The organism is Kribbella sp. NBC_00709, assembly GCF_036226565.1.
Taxonomy (GTDB): domain Bacteria; phylum Actinomycetota; class Actinomycetes; order Propionibacteriales; family Kribbellaceae; genus Kribbella.
On the sequence record NZ_CP108996.1, the window covers coordinates 5,209,407 to 5,224,005 of the forward strand.

Below are 14,599 nucleotides of genomic sequence, written 5' to 3' on the forward strand. Positions count from 1 at the left end.
ATCAGCAAGCGCGCCGGGCCGGTTGAGGCGGATCTGCAGGAGAGATGGAAGGCATCTCATCCAGGCCCACGAAGTCCCGCATCGGCCTTCGCGAGCAGAAGGTTCTCAACGAGTGGAAGCACCATCCGCTCGCGAGAGGTTTGAAAATGAGTACTGCTACACGGTCGTCTCGTCTCGCGCACCTGAGAAGCGTGCGTGCACTCGCCATTGTTGTCGCGGCGGTCGCCGCCATCGCCGGGCTGCTCATCGCAGCCGAACCAGGGGCGTCCGCGCGGACCGGATCCGCCCCGGACGGCGCTGCCCTCACGGACCAACGCGCCTGCTCACTCAACCCGTCGCCACCGGCCGGCTTCGTTGAACGCAAGGTCAAAGTCAACGGCATCGGCATCAACTACGTGCGCGGCGGTCACGGGCCCACCCTGCTTCTGCTGCACGGCTACCCGCAGACCTGGTACACGTGGGACCACGTCCTGCCCGCGCTCGCCCAGCACTACACGGTCGTCGCACCCGACCTGCCCGGCGCTGGGCTGAGTGATGCGCCCGCCTCCTCCGCCGCCTATACGAAGAAGGCCATGGCCGCCGACATCTACGCGCTCATGGTCAAGCTCGGCCTCAGCCACAACCTCAGGGTCGTCGGTCACGACATCGGCACCACGGTCGCCTATCCGTACGCCGCCGCCCACCGTAACGACGTCGTGAAACCCGTGCTCAGCGAGGCCCCGATCCCGGACCCGGTCATCTACACCTTCCCCTCGCTCACTCCGAACGGTCCCGGGCTGTGGTGGTTCGGCCTGTTCGCCGAGAAGAACGGGCTGGCCGAGGACTTGATGACCCGTCGGGAGCAGCAGTGGGTGACCGACTTCATGCCGACGAGCGAAGTGGTCAAGGGCGCCCTCACCCCCTGCGACCTCGACATCTACGCCCACTCCCTCGCGCAGCCTGGACACTTGCGGGCAAGCATCGAGTGGTTCGCCACCCTGCCGCAGGACGTCGAGGACAACGCCATCTATCAGCAGACCAAGCTCAGCATGCCGGTCCTCGCTATCGGTGCCTCCGGCAACCTGGGGACCCGTGAGGCCACCTGGGTCCGCGAGTACGCCACCAACGTGACCGGGCTGGTTACCGCGAACTCCGGTCACTGGCTCTACCAAGAACATCCCGCAGAACTCACCAGCGTCCTCCTGCAGTTCCTGCGATAGCCGGTACGCCGGGGTGGCTGCCGCTGCGACCAGCGGCAGCCGCCCGCCGTGAACCCGGTCTCATAAGCAGGCCAGGTCAGAGGAGCGACATGGACTCCAACCTGGCGAACAGAGCGCGGTGGAGGATCTCCACCGCGCGCTCGATGCGGAGATTGGCCGACTGGAGACGGGATCCAACTGGGCCAGGTGGTTGGATGCCGCGGCGTTGCTGCCGACGTACAGCTTCGGAAACATCGTGTTGACGACGTGACCGCGACCGTCGGCGCACCTGCGGTATCGCGCGAGTGACGTTCTACTGGGCGTCGGCGAGGACGTTGCGAGCCATCATGAGCCGGTCCTCGCGGCGGCTGGGCATGGTGTGCCAGTAGTAGGTGAAGGTGCCAAGCGCCAGGCCGAGCGCCCAGCCCCGGCCGCGTAGCCACTCGGCGTCCTCCGCGCCGATCCGCTCCCGAAAGATCTCTCGCGCCGGCTGGTCGAAGAGCTCCCAGGCGCCGTGCAGATCGATTGTGGGGTCACCGATCCCGACTCCGAAGTCGATCACCGCCGAAAGCCGGTCATCGGTGACCAGCAGATTCTCCGCGACCAGATCGCCGTGATACCAGCAATCCGGTCCCGCTTCGTACGCTCCCGAAAGCTTGAGTGCGTCCTTCCAGATCGCCAGGGCAAGATCAAGGTCAAGGTCGAAACCGACGATCGATCGGCATTGCTCGATGCTGTTCCGGGTCCAGTCGTCGATCCCGGCCAGCGCTCCACCGCGATATCCGCGCAAAGCCGGATCCTGTGCTGCCGCGTCCGGCAGCGGCGCCTCTCGCAGCGCGATGATCAGCTCCGCAAGATCAACGGCCAGTTGTGCCCCTTGCCGGCTCGGGGGCTCGTCGGGGCCGCAGGCTGTCGGATGCTCGCCGGGGAGCCACTCGACGATCGACCATCGTTCGCTGTAGCCGTGCCCCGGTTGGCCGAGCGCGAGGATCTGGGGCACCCTGATTGGCAGCCGGGGGCCGAACTCGCCGGCCAACCGCTGTTCCCGTTCGATCACCGCGCCGTTCCCGGGCTGTCGCGGGAGACGGACCAGCAGGTCGTCACCCAACCGGAACAGCGAATTCGTTGAGCCGGTGGCACCGAGCCGGCTCAATGGCAGCTTCGCGTACTGCGGGAACTCGGTGTCGACGAGCTTGCGGACCAGGCCGACGTCGATCGGAATCTCGTCGTCGTGCAAAACCGTCATGTTCATCACGCAATAGCAACTCCCACCATCGTGTCCAGCTCCTCGACGGTATGCGAACGACCGCCGGTCCCCGTTCATTGCAGTCGCGGCCTCGACATGTCATGCCTCCAACAGGGGTGGCGGCTCGACTGTGCGCTCAGCGCCGCCATTCAGCTGCCCGTGCTTGTTGCGTCCTACTCGGTGGTCCTGGAGCTCGGCGAGCTCTTGGCGAGCGTCTCCTTCTTCCGGGCACGGTAGGCGCGCATCGACGCCTGACTGGAGCACTGAGTGCTGCAGTAGCCGGCCGATGTGTTCTTGCTTCGGTCGAAGAACGCGAAGTGACAAGGCTCGTTCCGGCATGCCTTGATCCGGGCCCACTGACCTGAGAGCGCAAGCTCAGTCGCCGCTGCCAACACGCCCGCGAACGCGCCCGATACTCCGCCGCAGCCTGGACCAAGACGCGCCTCCGCGCCGCTCAATCGCACTGCGACCGGACACTTGTCACCAGCTCGATCGAGGATCGCCTCGGCAGACCGGACCGCCGGGTCAGAGGTAGCAGGGTCATTCGAGTGCGAGAGCAGCACCGTCACCAACGCATCACGAAGCTCACGGGCCTCAACGACGTCTGAGTCCGTGACGGTTCGAGCCGGTTCGGCTCCACTCCAGGCCACTTCGCCCAGCCAGTTCGTCAAGCCTTCTGCGTCCGTGAACCGCTCTGTGCGGTCGCCGGCGTCTGCATGGGTGTTCGCGAAGGCCAGGACCAGCTCAAGCGGGGACGGCGTCGAAGTATTCACCTCGCACTCCCTTCAGGTTGGTTGTGGTCACTCGCGGTTCAAGCATAACAAATCTCAGATATCCCGCCTTGACGTTATGAGTGAAACTGCTATGGTCCTAACCATGACGAGCTCAGTCGACACCCAGTCCCAGTCCACTCGCACCTGGTTCATCACCGGTGCCTCATCCGGAATCGGCCTCGCACTCGCACTCCGAGCAGCAGAACGAGGCGACAACGTGATCGCCATCGCCCGCCGCGCCGAAGGCCTGACGCAGCTGACCGAGAAGTACGGCAACCAGGTCCTCGCCGCCAGCGCTGACGTCGCCGACATCAACCAGCTGCAGAGCGCCGTCAAGGCGGGCGTCGAGCAGTTTGGGCGGATCGACTTCGTGCCAACAACGCCGGCTACGGCGTCTTCGGCGCCGTCGAGGAAGCGACCGACGCGCAGGCACGCGCGATCTTCGACACCAACGTGCACGGAGTGCTCAACGTCTTGCGGGCAACGCTGCCGACGCTGCGCGCACAGAAGTCGGGCCACGTCCTGCAGGGCTCGTCCTACTTCGGACAGATGGCTCACGCAGGGGTCGGCATGATCGCGGCAACCAAGTTCGCTGTCGAAGGTCTGACCGAGGCCCTGGTCGGAGAGCTCGACCCGCTGGGCATCAAGGTCACGCTGATCGAGCCGGGCCTCACGGCCACGTCCTTCCTGGCCAACCTGGACCACGTCGAGACCATCGCCGACTACGACCAGACGGTGCGCGAGGTACTGAAGACAATTGGCGGCCTGCCGCCGACCGCGTTCAACAGCGCCGAGCGCGTCGTTGACGCGATCATCGCCGCCACTGAGGCGACCACCGCGCCGCACCGCATCGCGACCGGGAGCGCCGCCGTCCAGGACATCCGCACTGCACTGGTCGCCCGAATCGCCGAACTCGACGAATGGACCCCGGTGAGCAACGCGGTCGACGGCACCAACTGAACGCTCACCCCAACGCGGCCCGAGAGCATCCGACGGCCCCTGGCGTAGTCGCCAGGGGCCGTGCTCGTCCGAGCAGGAAGGCGCTGCTAGGACACTGCAAGGCCCGATGCACGGACGTGCCGTACCGCGTCTGCTCGCACGCTTCTGCCGCGTTGAGCCCTACCGCGCTCTCATGCCGCGTTGAGCGCGTGCCCGTGAAGGATCCGCTTGTGACACAAGCTGTCCCTGCCAACTACAGGAACCGGCGGTTCGGTAACGATGTGAGAACCCGGCCAAGGTCGTCGCCGCGATCACCCTCTGACGCGGCAGCACAGCCCGGTCGCCACGAGGGTGCGACCGGGCCGTTGCTGCGGTGCGGCTCCGGCTCCGGCGGCGATCTCGAGTTGTTGAGATCGCCTGCATGTGCTCCTGCATCTCGCCGTCGGACAGCGGCGGACCTTGGACAGCTTGTCCCGGCCGCAACATGTAGTAGGTCATCGTGGTGGATCCTTCCGGCGGCGCGAGACTTTGTTCCCGCTCTCACCCACACTACGAACGCGAGGCGGACAAGATGGACAGTTGACCGCTTTCACGCCGGTGGGCCTACAGTCGGGACGAGGAGGGACGATGGCTGTCGACGTGGTCACCGAGGTCGTGATCGAGCGGCCGGTCTTCGAGGTGGCGGCGTACGTCGGGGACCCGGCGAACGCGCCCGAGTGGTACGCGAACATCGAATCGGTCCAGTGGCGCACCGAGCCACCGATCGCGGTCGGCTCGCGGATGGACTTCGTCGCGCATTTCCTCGGCCGGCGACTCGCGTACACGTACGAGGTCGTCGAGCTGGCGCCCCTCGAGCGGCTGGTGATGCGTACCGCTCAAGGTCCGTTCCCGATGGAGACGAGCTACGAGTGGTCGTCGGTCGGCGAAAAGGCCACCCGGATGACGCTGCGCAACCGCGGCGAACCGTCCGGATTCGCGGGCGTCGCTGCGCCGTTGATGTCTGCCGCCATGCGCCGCGCCAACCAGAAAGACCTCGCCCGCCTCAAAACCGTCCTCGAGTCCCGCTGAAGCCGACTCGGGACCACGCAACCAGAGGTACGGCGCTGCTGGACCTGTTGCTTGTCAGTCCTCGGCCAGGACGATGACGCGGTCCTTGTCGGTGAGGGTGAGTGGAGCGGCTTTGGGTGGGTTGAGGACGACGCCGTACGACGGCGGTTGGTAGAAGTCGGTGTGGACGCGGTAACCGATGGCGGTTTCACCGTGGCGGGCGGCCGCTTCGGCGACGGTGGCGAAGTTGGCGGGCATGCCGGGGAGAAGGTAGCCGGCGGCGGGTTTGAGGTAGATCTCGGCGCCTGTCGGGTTGAAGAGGTCCTCGAACACCGCGGCCAGGTGGCGGTTCTCGGTCAGTTGGGTCAGGAGGAGGCTGATCAGCTTCTCGCTGACCACGAAGTCGTCGGCACGGGTGACCTCGGCGATCTCGCGGTTGGCGTCGTCGTTGATCTCGCTGACGATCGAGTACGGGTGGTCGAGATCTTCGGCCAGGTCGCGCAGGTGCAGCAGGGTGATGAGCGTCCGGGCGTCGGCTTCCTGGATGCCGAGGCCGTCCGACGCCAGCACGATCACGTGCTGGCAAGCGCTGGGCTGCAGCGCCTCGAGGTCGGTCCGGTTCGTCGGGTCGCAACGCGTCAGACCGATGCTGAGGTTGGCGGTCGGGTCGATCAGGTGGTCGACGCGTTCGGTGCAGGCGACCTGGAGTTGCGAGCCCGGGTAGGCGAATTTGTCGAGCAGCTCGATGATCTGTGGCGCGCGTTTGTTCCAGCCCAGCATGAGGGTGCGTTCCGGCGCGGGCTCATGCCGCGGCTTGGGTGAGATCGCGCCCTGGATGATGCGAGGCGAGGCGCCGGCGAGCCGGATCAGCATGTCGTCCTCGGCCAGCACGATCACCTCGTCCGCCACCCCGATCTGTTGGCCGGAGTCGGGATTCAGTGTGATGGTGCCGTCGTCCACGCGCCGAAGGCCGACCGGGATGCCGAGTTCGTAGGCATGCACGATCTCGCCGAAGGTCTTGCCTGCCAGCCCGGGTTCGGGCCGCAGGTAGAACTCGTTGCCGGTGAAGGCGAGCAGATCGGCGCAGACCGCGGACAGGCCGGACTGGCGATGGGCGTTGACCAGGAGTCGTACGGCGAGTTCGTCGGCGCCGATCAGTTGCGCGCGGCTGCCACCGGCGAGTCTGGCGGCGCGCAGGTTGGTCGAGTCGGCGACGGCGGCGACGACGTGGGGTCCCTCGGTGGCGGCGGTCGCTCGGCTGCCCAGCGACAGCAGCACCTTGACGACGTGGATGTCGGAGTCCGGTCCGTCCGACGGCAGCACCATCACCGATCGCGCCGAGGACAGGCTGACCAGGTCGAGGTCGGCGGGATGCAACGGGTTCCCGGAGCGGCAGACGACCCGGGTCCGGCCGAGGTCGGGAACGCGCGAACGGATCGAGTCCTCCATCTCGACCTTGTCCTTGGCCGCGAGGATCGCCACGCAGGATCGCCGGTTGCTCCGGTTCGCCTGGACGAGTTCGGCCACGACGGTGAAGATCTGCTCGGACCAGCCGAGGACGACGGTATGGTCCTGCTCGACGATGCGCGAGCGGCCTTTGCGGAGTACGGCGATCTTGTTCTCCAGGCCGGTGGTCAGGACGCCGATGAACGAACTGACGATGAAGATGCCGCCCAGCGTGACGGCCAGCATCAGCCCGAGGAACACGAGCCCGCCCTGGTCGCCGCCCATCGTGCCGGGATCGAGTGTCCGGAGCAGACTCATCCAGAACACACCGTGCCAGGCGCCGTGCTCGGCGACGTCGTTCGGGGCGAGGAGCAGTACGAGCGCCGAGATCACGACCACCATCACGGCTGACGCCAGCCCGAGCAGCCCGATCAACGCCGGCGTACCACGCGACATCATGCCGTCGAACCAGTACCGGACCTTGTCCCGCCAGCGCCCCAAGTCTCCCAGCCCCTTCAGTTCGTCACCGCTGGAGGCACTATGCCATCCACCGATCCGACCGGTACGTCGCCGTGTGTCGGGTACCCGTCAAGCGGTGCGGCCGCCGGTTCAGGACAAGACGAAGTACCGCAGCCAGATGTACGGCGCTGCCACGAGGATCGTGATCGCGGTCATCACCACGCCCTTGCGGGTGAACTCCCAGAAGCTGATCGGATGACCTGCCCGTAGTGCGATGCCGATGGCAACGACGTTCGCGCTGGCGCCGACCGCTGTCGCGTTCCCGCCGAAGTCCGCGCCCGCGGCGAGCGCCCACCACAGCGCGTGGGCGTGCGCCGGATCATGGACGTTCTTGGTGAGGTCGAGGACGATCGGGCTCATGGTCGCGACGTACGGGATGTTGTCGATGATGCCGGACAGGACGGCGGAGACGATCAGGATCAGCATCGCGGCGAGTAGCGGTCTGCCGCCGGTCGCGTCGCCGACCAGGTCGGCGAGATCGGCGATGACGCCGGTTTTGACGAGGGCGCCGACCATGATGAAGAGGCCGGCGAAGAACAGCAGGGTCTGCCATTCGACGCTGCCCATGTAGTCCTTGGCCGGGACCTTGGAGATGAGCACGAGCAGTCCGGCGCCGAGGAGGGCGACGGCGGCGGGTTCGATGTGGAACAGGGTGTGGCCGATGAAGCCGGCGAACACCGCGAGGAGGACGGCGCCGCACTTGATCAGCAGGCGGGTGTCTTGGATCGCCTCGCGCTCGTTCAGTCGCAGGACGTTCTGGACCTTGTCCGGGTCGACGGCGAAGGACCCCCTGAAGAGCCAGGGGAGGACGAGGGTGAACACGATCAGCGTGATGACGATCAGTGGCGTCAGGTGGACGAGGAAGTCGTTGAACGTCAGCCCCGATCGGCTGGCGATGATGATGTTGGGCGGGTCGCCGATGAGTGTGGCCGTGCCGCCGATGTTCGAGGCCATCACCTCGGCGATCAGGAACGGGACGGGGCTGATGCCGAGGCGGTCGCAGACCAGCAGGGTGACCGGCGCGATCAGGAGGATCGTGGTCACGTTGTCGAGGAACGCGGAGGCGACCGCGGTGATCAGAGTCAGCAGGATCATGATCCGCAGCGGCGATCCCTTGGCCCGCTTGGCCGCCCAGATGGCGACGTACTCGAACACGCCGGTACGGCGGAGGATGCCGACGATGATCATCATCCCCAGCAGCAGGAAGATGACGTTCCAGTCGATGCCGGTGTCGGGGGAGTAGAACGCGTGCTCGGTGTCGGTCACTCCGAGGGCGAACAGCACTGCTGCTCCGCCGAGCGCGGCGAGCAGTTTGTGCGTCCACTCGGTCGCGATCAGCACGTACGCGATCACAAATACGGCGACGGCGATCACGGTCATCTGACCACCGGTCCGTCGGTCAGTGCGGTGTCGTGACCAGCTCCAGCAACCGCGACGTGGTGATCGCGCCGATGATCTCGTTGCCTTTCATGACCGCGACCAAGGGGCAGCGGAGGCGGGCCATGATCGCAGCGACCTCGAGCACGGTGTCGTCGTGGTTCACCACCGGTAACTCGACCGGCTCCTGGGGCAGCAGTTGGCGAACGGTGACGTTGGCGAGCTTGTCGGCGACCCGGTCGGCCAGCGACTCGTCGATCACCCGCGCCAGCGACGGATCGTCCTGGACATAGCTCGGGACCAGGAACCGCACCACCTGTGAAGCGGGCAGCACAGAGTGCGGCTCGCCCTTGGCGTCCACGACGATCAGGCCCGGAAGCCGCCGCGAGGCGAGCAACTCCACAGCTTCCTGCGCGTCCGAATCCAGGCCGACGACCGGAAACTCTTCCGCCATTTGCTCTCCGTGCACATCTGCACGATACGCGCAGTCCACGGGGGCCACGGCGGGCCACAAGTCCGCACGATTCTGCCTGCGCCATGAAGCCTCCCCGGAGGTCGTCAACCAGCCCGCACCCCGGCTGGGGACGGGCACTGCCGACCAGACTTCCCGGCGCACCAAGCCTCACCCTCTCCCATCCAGCAGACGAGGCGCAAACACCCCCGGGACGCTTGACACACATCCTGGCCGTCAAGACCCATCCGCAGGGTGGGTCGATCCGAAGGATTTCTGCTGCACCTCGGGGTGGCGCGCTCGCAGGCGTTCCGAGGTGGCCTCGAATGGTGCCTGCTGACAGCCCGACGCAGCCCTCGGTCAATCCGGACCGGCGGCGGGAGGTAGGTCAGAAGGCTGCGGCGACTGGGATGACGTCTGTACCGATGCGTTCCAGTACGTCGAGGCGTGGGACCTGCGGGACCATGCCGATGGCTGCGCTGAAGCCGAGGTTGTGGAGGCGGCCGAGTTCGTCGATGAGTTCGCTGGTCTTCTCGCCGTTGTCGCCGGTGTCGATCAGGTGGTAGACGGTCTTGGTGATGTCGTCGTAGTTGCGGCCCTCGTTCTCGCAGTGCTGTTTGAGGACGTCGAGTTTGTGTTCGAGATCGGGGGTGTTGAACACGTTGCATGCCTGTGCGTACTTCGCCACCAGACGCAGCGTCTTCTTCTCGCCGCCACCGCCGACCATGATCGGCGGATGCGGCTTGCTCAGCGCTTGAGGGACGTTCATCAGCCGTTCGGCCTGGTAGTGCTGCGCGTTGAACGGACCGTCGTTGTCGGACCACATCTGCAGCAGGTACTGCAGCGTCTCTTCCAGCCGCTCGAACCGCTCGGCGACGGGCGGGAACGGGAAGCCGAGTCCGCGCGATTCTTCTTCGTTCCAGCCGGCGCCGAGCCCGATCATGCTGCGGCCCCCGGACAGTACGTCGAGGGTGGTCATCGCCTTCGCGAGCAGGCCGGGGTGACGGTAGTGCACGCCGGTGATGACGGTGAGCAGTTTGGCGCGTTCGGTGTGGGCGGCGAGGAATCCGAGCGTCGTGTATGCCTCGAGCATGTCGTGCTCTGCCGGCCCGACACCGCGGATCTGGAAGAAGTGGTCCATCACCGCCAGGTAGCCGAAGCCGGCCTGGTCGGCCGTACGGGCGACTGCCGCGAGCTCCGGCCCGAGCGAGCCCGCGCCGTTCGGCCAGGTGAAGTCAGGAATCTGCAGTCCGAGTTCCATCCGGGTGTCCTTCCGATGAGCCGCCGAACTGATGTCGTCTCCACCTAACACCCGCACCCAACCCGGTTCAATCGACGACCCGTCCACCAGGCACATGTCCGCCGCGAGCGCGTCAGCCGGCGTGTCTGGTGCAGTGGTGTTCGCAGCATGGTGAGCCGACCGAGTTGGACAGGATCGACCAGTGAAGTGATCTCAGCTCGGGGCCGGGCTCGATGCCGAGTTCCTCGATGAGCGCGTTCCGTAGCACTCGGCCGCGCACCTCAGATCACCAACGGACCGAGCAGCCTTGCCGTCGGCGAGGACAGCGGTCAGCTGCCCGACGTCGGTCTGGCTGGTTGTCAGTGCAAGCAGATATCCGTGTGGCGAGGTCTGGAGCACTTCTGGGCACGGCAGGACGGCGCGAATCCGGTAGATGTAGGAGGCAACTACCTTTACACCTGTCGGCGGTGGATCGTCGTCCCACGCGGCCGCGAGGAGTTCATCGCTGGTGAGGTCGCGATTGGCGTTCAGGGCCAGGACGGCGAGAACGCCTTGCTGACGGGAAGGACCGAGCTCGAGGTCCAACGCCGGATCAACATCGGCTGAGATGTCCGGATAACGTGCGGTCGACGGTTCGCCCGTACGCCGAACGGAGGTTGCTCTAGAGAGCTTGGTCAGTCTCCGGTGTCTTCTTGCGCCGCCGTGATTCCGCCGATCGCGGTGGGGTCTGGCGCATGTGGTCTCGTGCGCGGGCGAGGATGTCGGCGAGTGTCTCGATGTCGGAGCGGGACAGCGGGGCGAACAGCAGGTCGTCGAGGACGGCGACGTGGCCGGGGAAGACCTTCGCGAGCACGGCGCGTCCCTCGTCGGTGATGGTGACGGTGATGCTGCGCTCGTCATCGGAGGAAGGTGTCCGCGTCACGAGGCCACGCTTCTCCAGCGTCTGGGCCTGGTAGGTCAGTCCGCTGCGGCTGTAGACGACACCGTCGGCCAGATCTGTCATCCGGCGGCTGCCGGCCGGCGACTCGCCGAGGGTGGCCAGGAGCTGGAACTGGATGTAGCTGAGATCCCCGGCCTCCCGCAACTGCTGCTCGACGGCGTGCCTCAGCAGGCTGCTCGCCTCGATGAGGGCGAAGTACGCGCCCAGTTGCGTGGCATCCAGAGGAGGCGGCGAGGAGGTCATGAGCCGAGCCTATCAGTGCTTCTAACTCGAAGCACTTGCTTCTAGTTCGAAGCAGTACTACGGTGGTCGTCAGTTGCTTCGAATCCGAAGTACATTGCGGAAGGAAGGCATCATGAAGGCAGTACGGTTCCATGAGACGGGCGGCCCTGAGGTTCTGCGGTACGAAGACGCCGACCAGCCGGTCCCCGGCGCGGGTCAGGTGCGCATCCAGGTCGCCGGGTCGGCGTTCAACCCGGCCGACGGCGGCATCCGCGGCGGCTTCCTGCCGATCCCGGTGACGCTGCCGCACGTTCCGGGCTACGACGTCTCCGGCACGATCGACGCGCTCGGCGACGGGGTGGACGGCCTCACGGTGGGCGAGAACGTCGTCGGGTTCATCCCCATGAACGCTGACGGCTCGGCAGCGCAGTACGTCGTCGCCCCGGCGAACGTACTGGTCAAGGCTCCGGTGCGCATCCCTCTTGCCGATGCCGCCGGCTTGCCGTCGGTCGGGCTCACCGCCTCACAGGCGCTGTTCGAGGCCGGCGAACTCAAGGCCGGTCAGCGGGTGCTGATCAACGGTGCCGGCGGCCCCGTCGGCGGGTACGCCGTGCAGCTGGCCAAGCGCGCAGGTGCGCACGTCATCGCCACCGCGAGCCCGCGCAGCAGCGAGATCGTCAAGACGGCCGGTGCCGACGAGATCATCGACCACACAGCCACCTCTGTGCTCGATGCGGTCGACGAGCCCGTCGACGTGCTGCTCAACCTGGCCCCGATCACCCCGGACGGGTTCACCGCCCTGGTCACACAGGTCCGCGACGGCGGCGTGGTCGTGTCCACGACGCCGACCGTGACGACGCCCGGCGACGAGGAGCGAAACGTGCGCGCGGCCACGATCTTCGTCCACCCTGACGCGGACGTGCTCTCGCACCTCGTCGCCCTCATCGACAGCGGCGACCTCCACGTCGAGATTGCCCGGCGCGTGCCCCTGAGCCAACTGCCCACGATCCACGAGCAGGCCGAAGCCGGACAGATCCACGGCAAGGTCGTGGCTGTCCCCTCCGCCGTCTGACGATGCCCCTCGACGTGGGGTTGCTGCGCGGACCGTTGACAGCTGCCGTGCCTGCGAGGTTGCTAGCGGCAACTGGGTTGACGGGAAGCAGCGCGGGTACCGGGTTGGCGCCGTCCAACAGCGGGCGGGTACTGCGGGTCGCATCTGCTGGAGGCGGTTGTGATCACAGTTGGTGGCGTGGATACGTACTACGACTACGACGAGCGCCGATGGAAGTATCGCCGTCTGGGGGGCGGCCCCGTTCATCCGAAGCCGGTCTGTCCGGCGGCGACGGATCCGACGATGGGAGACACCGATGGGTACCGGAGACAAGATGAAGAACGCCGCCGAGTCGGCGAAGGGCAAGATCAAGGAGAAGGCCGGGGACGCGACCGACGATCGCGACCTGCAGGCCGAAGGTCAGGCGGAGAAGACGAAGGCCGACCTCGAGCAGGCCGGCGAGAAGGTGAAGGACGCGTTCAAGGACTGACACGCCGCCCCTGACGCACCACGGATCCCCGATCGCACGAACGGGGATCCGTCGCGTCGGGCAGCGGGCTGATTCGAGACCGATGAGGTCCGCAATTCGCTCAGTGGCTGTGGACACTGGTGAGTGCGCCGGTCGCGGGTGCGTCCGGCCTCGGAGTCTGCGAGGGTGGGAGGACGCGCTCGGTGCCTGGGCCGGTGTGTGGCGAGGCTGCCGGCTGGGTTCGGGGATGAGGTAGATGGATCAGGTGGATCGGACCACGCTGCTGGCGCGGTTGGCGCGCCAGATTGCGGAGTACGGCTCGGATGAGCCGCTGGAAACCCGTTTGTGTCGTGCGTACCTGGCGATCGTGGGTGGGGATGGAGCGGCGATCACGTTGTCGTACACCGAGCCGAGCCGGGTCACCCTGTGCGCCACTGACGATGTGGCGGCGCGTCTGGAGGACCTTCAGGACGTGCTGGGCGAGGGGCCGGGACCCACGGCCTACGAAACCGAGGCCACGATGACGGCCGATCTGCGCGTCGACCCGGGCCAGTGGCCGTTGTTCACCGACGCTGCCCGCAAGGTGCCCGGTGTCCGCACCGTGTACGCCGTGCCGATGCGGCCCGGTCAGCACGCGATCGGCGTACTCACGGTTCACCAGGACGCCGGCGACCTGCCGGACGGTGACCGCGCGCAGTTCCTGGCCGATGCGATCGGGGCGGCGCTGATGAAGGACCCGCCACCTCCGGTCGAGTCCGATCTCGACCCCGGGCCGTGGTCGACCCGGGCGCGGATCCACCAGGCCGCCGGGATGGTGCTGATGCAGCTCCATATCAGTCCCACTGACGCGATGGCGTTGATGCGGGCGCATGCTTTCTCCCACAGCATCACTCTGGCCGAGGTCGCCGAACAGATCACCAGCCGACGGCTGCGATTCTCCGATGACACCGAAGATGACGCCGAACATGACGCCGAAAGTGAGCGCTAATGACTGCCACCACTGCTTCCCAGGCGTTCATTGACGCTGCCGCGGCCATCGTTCAGCAGGACGACGTCGCCGACATCCTGGTGCGTCTCCTGGGCGACTGCGCCGGACTGACGAACGCGGGTGCGATCGGGCTGCTGGTCAAGGACGGCCACGGCCGCTTGGAGGTCCTGAGCGCGACCTCGCATCAGGCCGTCGAACTCGAGTTGTACGAGCTCCAGCACGACACCGGCCCCTGTGTCGACGCGGCCCGGGACGGGGTTTCGCAGTCGGTGCGCTCACCCGACGAGGTGATCGCGCGCTGGGGCAAGGTCGGCGAAGCGATCGTCGCCGGCGGGTTCCATGCCGTTCACGCCGTCCCGTTGCGTTGGCACGGCCGGCTCATCGGCGCCATGAATGCTTTCCATGCCAGTGTGGAGACGGCCGACGATGCAAGCCTGCAGTTGACGCAGGCGTTCGCCGACATCGCAACTGTCGTCATCGTCCAGCCGGTTGTCGTTACGAGCAGCGAACTCGACGAGCGCGTCCGCATCGTGCTGGACGGACGAACCGTCGTCGAGCAAGCCAAGGGCGTCCTTGCCGAGAGCGCGGGCGTCGACGTCGCCAACGCTTATCAACTCCTCGTCCAGCGCGCCGTCCAGAACGGCACCACCCTGACCGAGGCCGCGAGCGCGATCATCGAGGAAGCCCAACGCCGCCCCTGACACCCGCTACTC

Annotated in this window: 15 protein-coding genes and 1 pseudogene; 7 read left to right on the top strand and 9 right to left on the bottom strand. The window is 66.6% G+C overall.

Features of this window, described 5'->3' with window-relative positions; translation table 11 throughout:
* Positions 1-146: 146 nt before the first annotated feature.
* Positions 147-1,199 (top strand): alpha/beta fold hydrolase, encoded by a 1,053-nt coding sequence (locus OHA18_RS25675; protein WP_328997847.1) that lies wholly within the window; start codon positions 147-149, stop codon positions 1,197-1,199.
* Positions 1,200-1,491: 292 nt separating this feature from the next.
* Here OHA18_RS25675 and OHA18_RS25680 read toward each other — a convergent pair whose 3' ends face one another.
* Both OHA18_RS25680 and OHA18_RS43370 read right to left on the bottom strand, forming a co-directional pair.
* The gene (locus OHA18_RS25680) at positions 1,492-2,430 is read right to left on the bottom strand and encodes an aminoglycoside phosphotransferase family protein (RefSeq protein WP_328997848.1); all 939 of its coding nucleotides are present in this window, start codon (positions 2,428-2,430) and stop codon (positions 1,492-1,494) included.
* Positions 2,431-2,597: 167 nt separating this feature from the next.
* Positions 2,598-3,197, bottom strand: coding sequence for a CGNR zinc finger domain-containing protein (locus OHA18_RS43370; protein ID WP_442914330.1), 600 nt, complete (start codon positions 3,195-3,197; stop codon positions 2,598-2,600).
* A gap of 151 nt (positions 3,198-3,348) precedes the next feature.
* Between OHA18_RS43370 and OHA18_RS25685 the strand changes: the two are divergent.
* A pseudogene (locus OHA18_RS25685) lies at positions 3,349-4,157 on the top strand (SDR family NAD(P)-dependent oxidoreductase).
* Positions 4,158-4,763: 606 nt separating this feature from the next.
* Positions 4,764-5,204: an SRPBCC family protein gene (locus OHA18_RS25690; protein ID WP_328997849.1), complete on the top strand. Its 441-nt coding sequence runs from the start codon at positions 4,764-4,766 to the stop codon at positions 5,202-5,204.
* Positions 5,205-5,258: 54 nt separating this feature from the next.
* On the opposite strand, the gene OHA18_RS25695 is transcribed toward OHA18_RS25690, so the two are convergent.
* The 7 genes from OHA18_RS25695 to OHA18_RS25720 form a co-directional block, all read right to left on the bottom strand.
* The gene (locus OHA18_RS25695) at positions 5,259-7,130 is read right to left on the bottom strand and encodes a CASTOR/POLLUX-related putative ion channel (protein WP_328997850.1); all 1,872 of its coding nucleotides are present in this window, start codon (positions 7,128-7,130) and stop codon (positions 5,259-5,261) included.
* Between the two features lie 108 nt (positions 7,131-7,238).
* Entirely contained in the window at positions 7,239-8,528 is a 1,290-nt protein-coding gene (locus OHA18_RS25700) for an ArsB/NhaD family transporter (RefSeq protein ID WP_328997851.1), read from the bottom strand.
* A gap of 19 nt (positions 8,529-8,547) precedes the next feature.
* The gene (locus OHA18_RS25705; protein WP_328997852.1) at positions 8,548-8,979 is read right to left on the bottom strand and encodes a CBS domain-containing protein; all 432 of its coding nucleotides are present in this window, start codon (positions 8,977-8,979) and stop codon (positions 8,548-8,550) included.
* Positions 8,980-9,364: 385 nt separating this feature from the next.
* Complete coding sequence (locus OHA18_RS25710) at positions 9,365-10,237, bottom strand: LLM class F420-dependent oxidoreductase (protein ID WP_328997853.1); 873 nt, start codon at positions 10,235-10,237, stop codon at positions 9,365-9,367.
* Positions 10,238-10,349: 112 nt separating this feature from the next.
* Entirely contained in the window at positions 10,350-10,496 is a 147-nt protein-coding gene (locus OHA18_RS43375) for a BTAD domain-containing putative transcriptional regulator (RefSeq protein ID WP_442914331.1), read from the bottom strand.
* Positions 10,430-10,801 (bottom strand): AfsR/SARP family transcriptional regulator, encoded by a 372-nt coding sequence (locus tag OHA18_RS43380; RefSeq protein ID WP_442914332.1) that lies wholly within the window; start codon positions 10,799-10,801, stop codon positions 10,430-10,432. The genes OHA18_RS43375 and OHA18_RS43380 overlap by 67 nt, the downstream gene beginning before the upstream one ends.
* Positions 10,802-10,877: 76 nt before the next feature.
* Complete coding sequence (locus tag OHA18_RS25720) at positions 10,878-11,399, bottom strand: MarR family winged helix-turn-helix transcriptional regulator (protein WP_328997855.1); 522 nt, start codon at positions 11,397-11,399, stop codon at positions 10,878-10,880.
* A 112-nt stretch (positions 11,400-11,511) separates the two neighbouring features.
* Between OHA18_RS25720 and OHA18_RS25725 the strand changes: the two genes are divergently transcribed.
* The 4 genes from OHA18_RS25725 to OHA18_RS25740 all read left to right on the top strand — a co-directional run bounded on the left by OHA18_RS25725 (position 11,512) and on the right by OHA18_RS25740 (position 14,587).
* Positions 11,512-12,450: an NADP-dependent oxidoreductase gene (locus tag OHA18_RS25725; protein ID WP_328997857.1), complete on the top strand. Its 939-nt coding sequence runs from the start codon at positions 11,512-11,514 to the stop codon at positions 12,448-12,450.
* Between the two features lie 295 nt (positions 12,451-12,745).
* Entirely contained in the window at positions 12,746-12,919 is a 174-nt protein-coding gene (locus OHA18_RS25730; RefSeq protein WP_328997858.1) for a CsbD family protein, read from the top strand.
* Between the two features lie 235 nt (positions 12,920-13,154).
* Positions 13,155-13,886 (top strand): GAF and ANTAR domain-containing protein, encoded by a 732-nt coding sequence (locus tag OHA18_RS25735; RefSeq protein ID WP_328997859.1) that lies wholly within the window; start codon positions 13,155-13,157, stop codon positions 13,884-13,886.
* Positions 13,886-14,587 carry a GAF and ANTAR domain-containing protein gene (locus OHA18_RS25740; protein ID WP_328997860.1) on the top strand — a complete coding sequence of 234 codons (702 nt, stop codon included), beginning with the start codon at positions 13,886-13,888 and terminating at the stop codon, positions 14,585-14,587. The genes OHA18_RS25735 and OHA18_RS25740 overlap by 1 nt, the downstream gene beginning before the upstream one ends.
* The last annotated feature ends 12 nt before the right edge of the window (positions 14,588-14,599 follow it).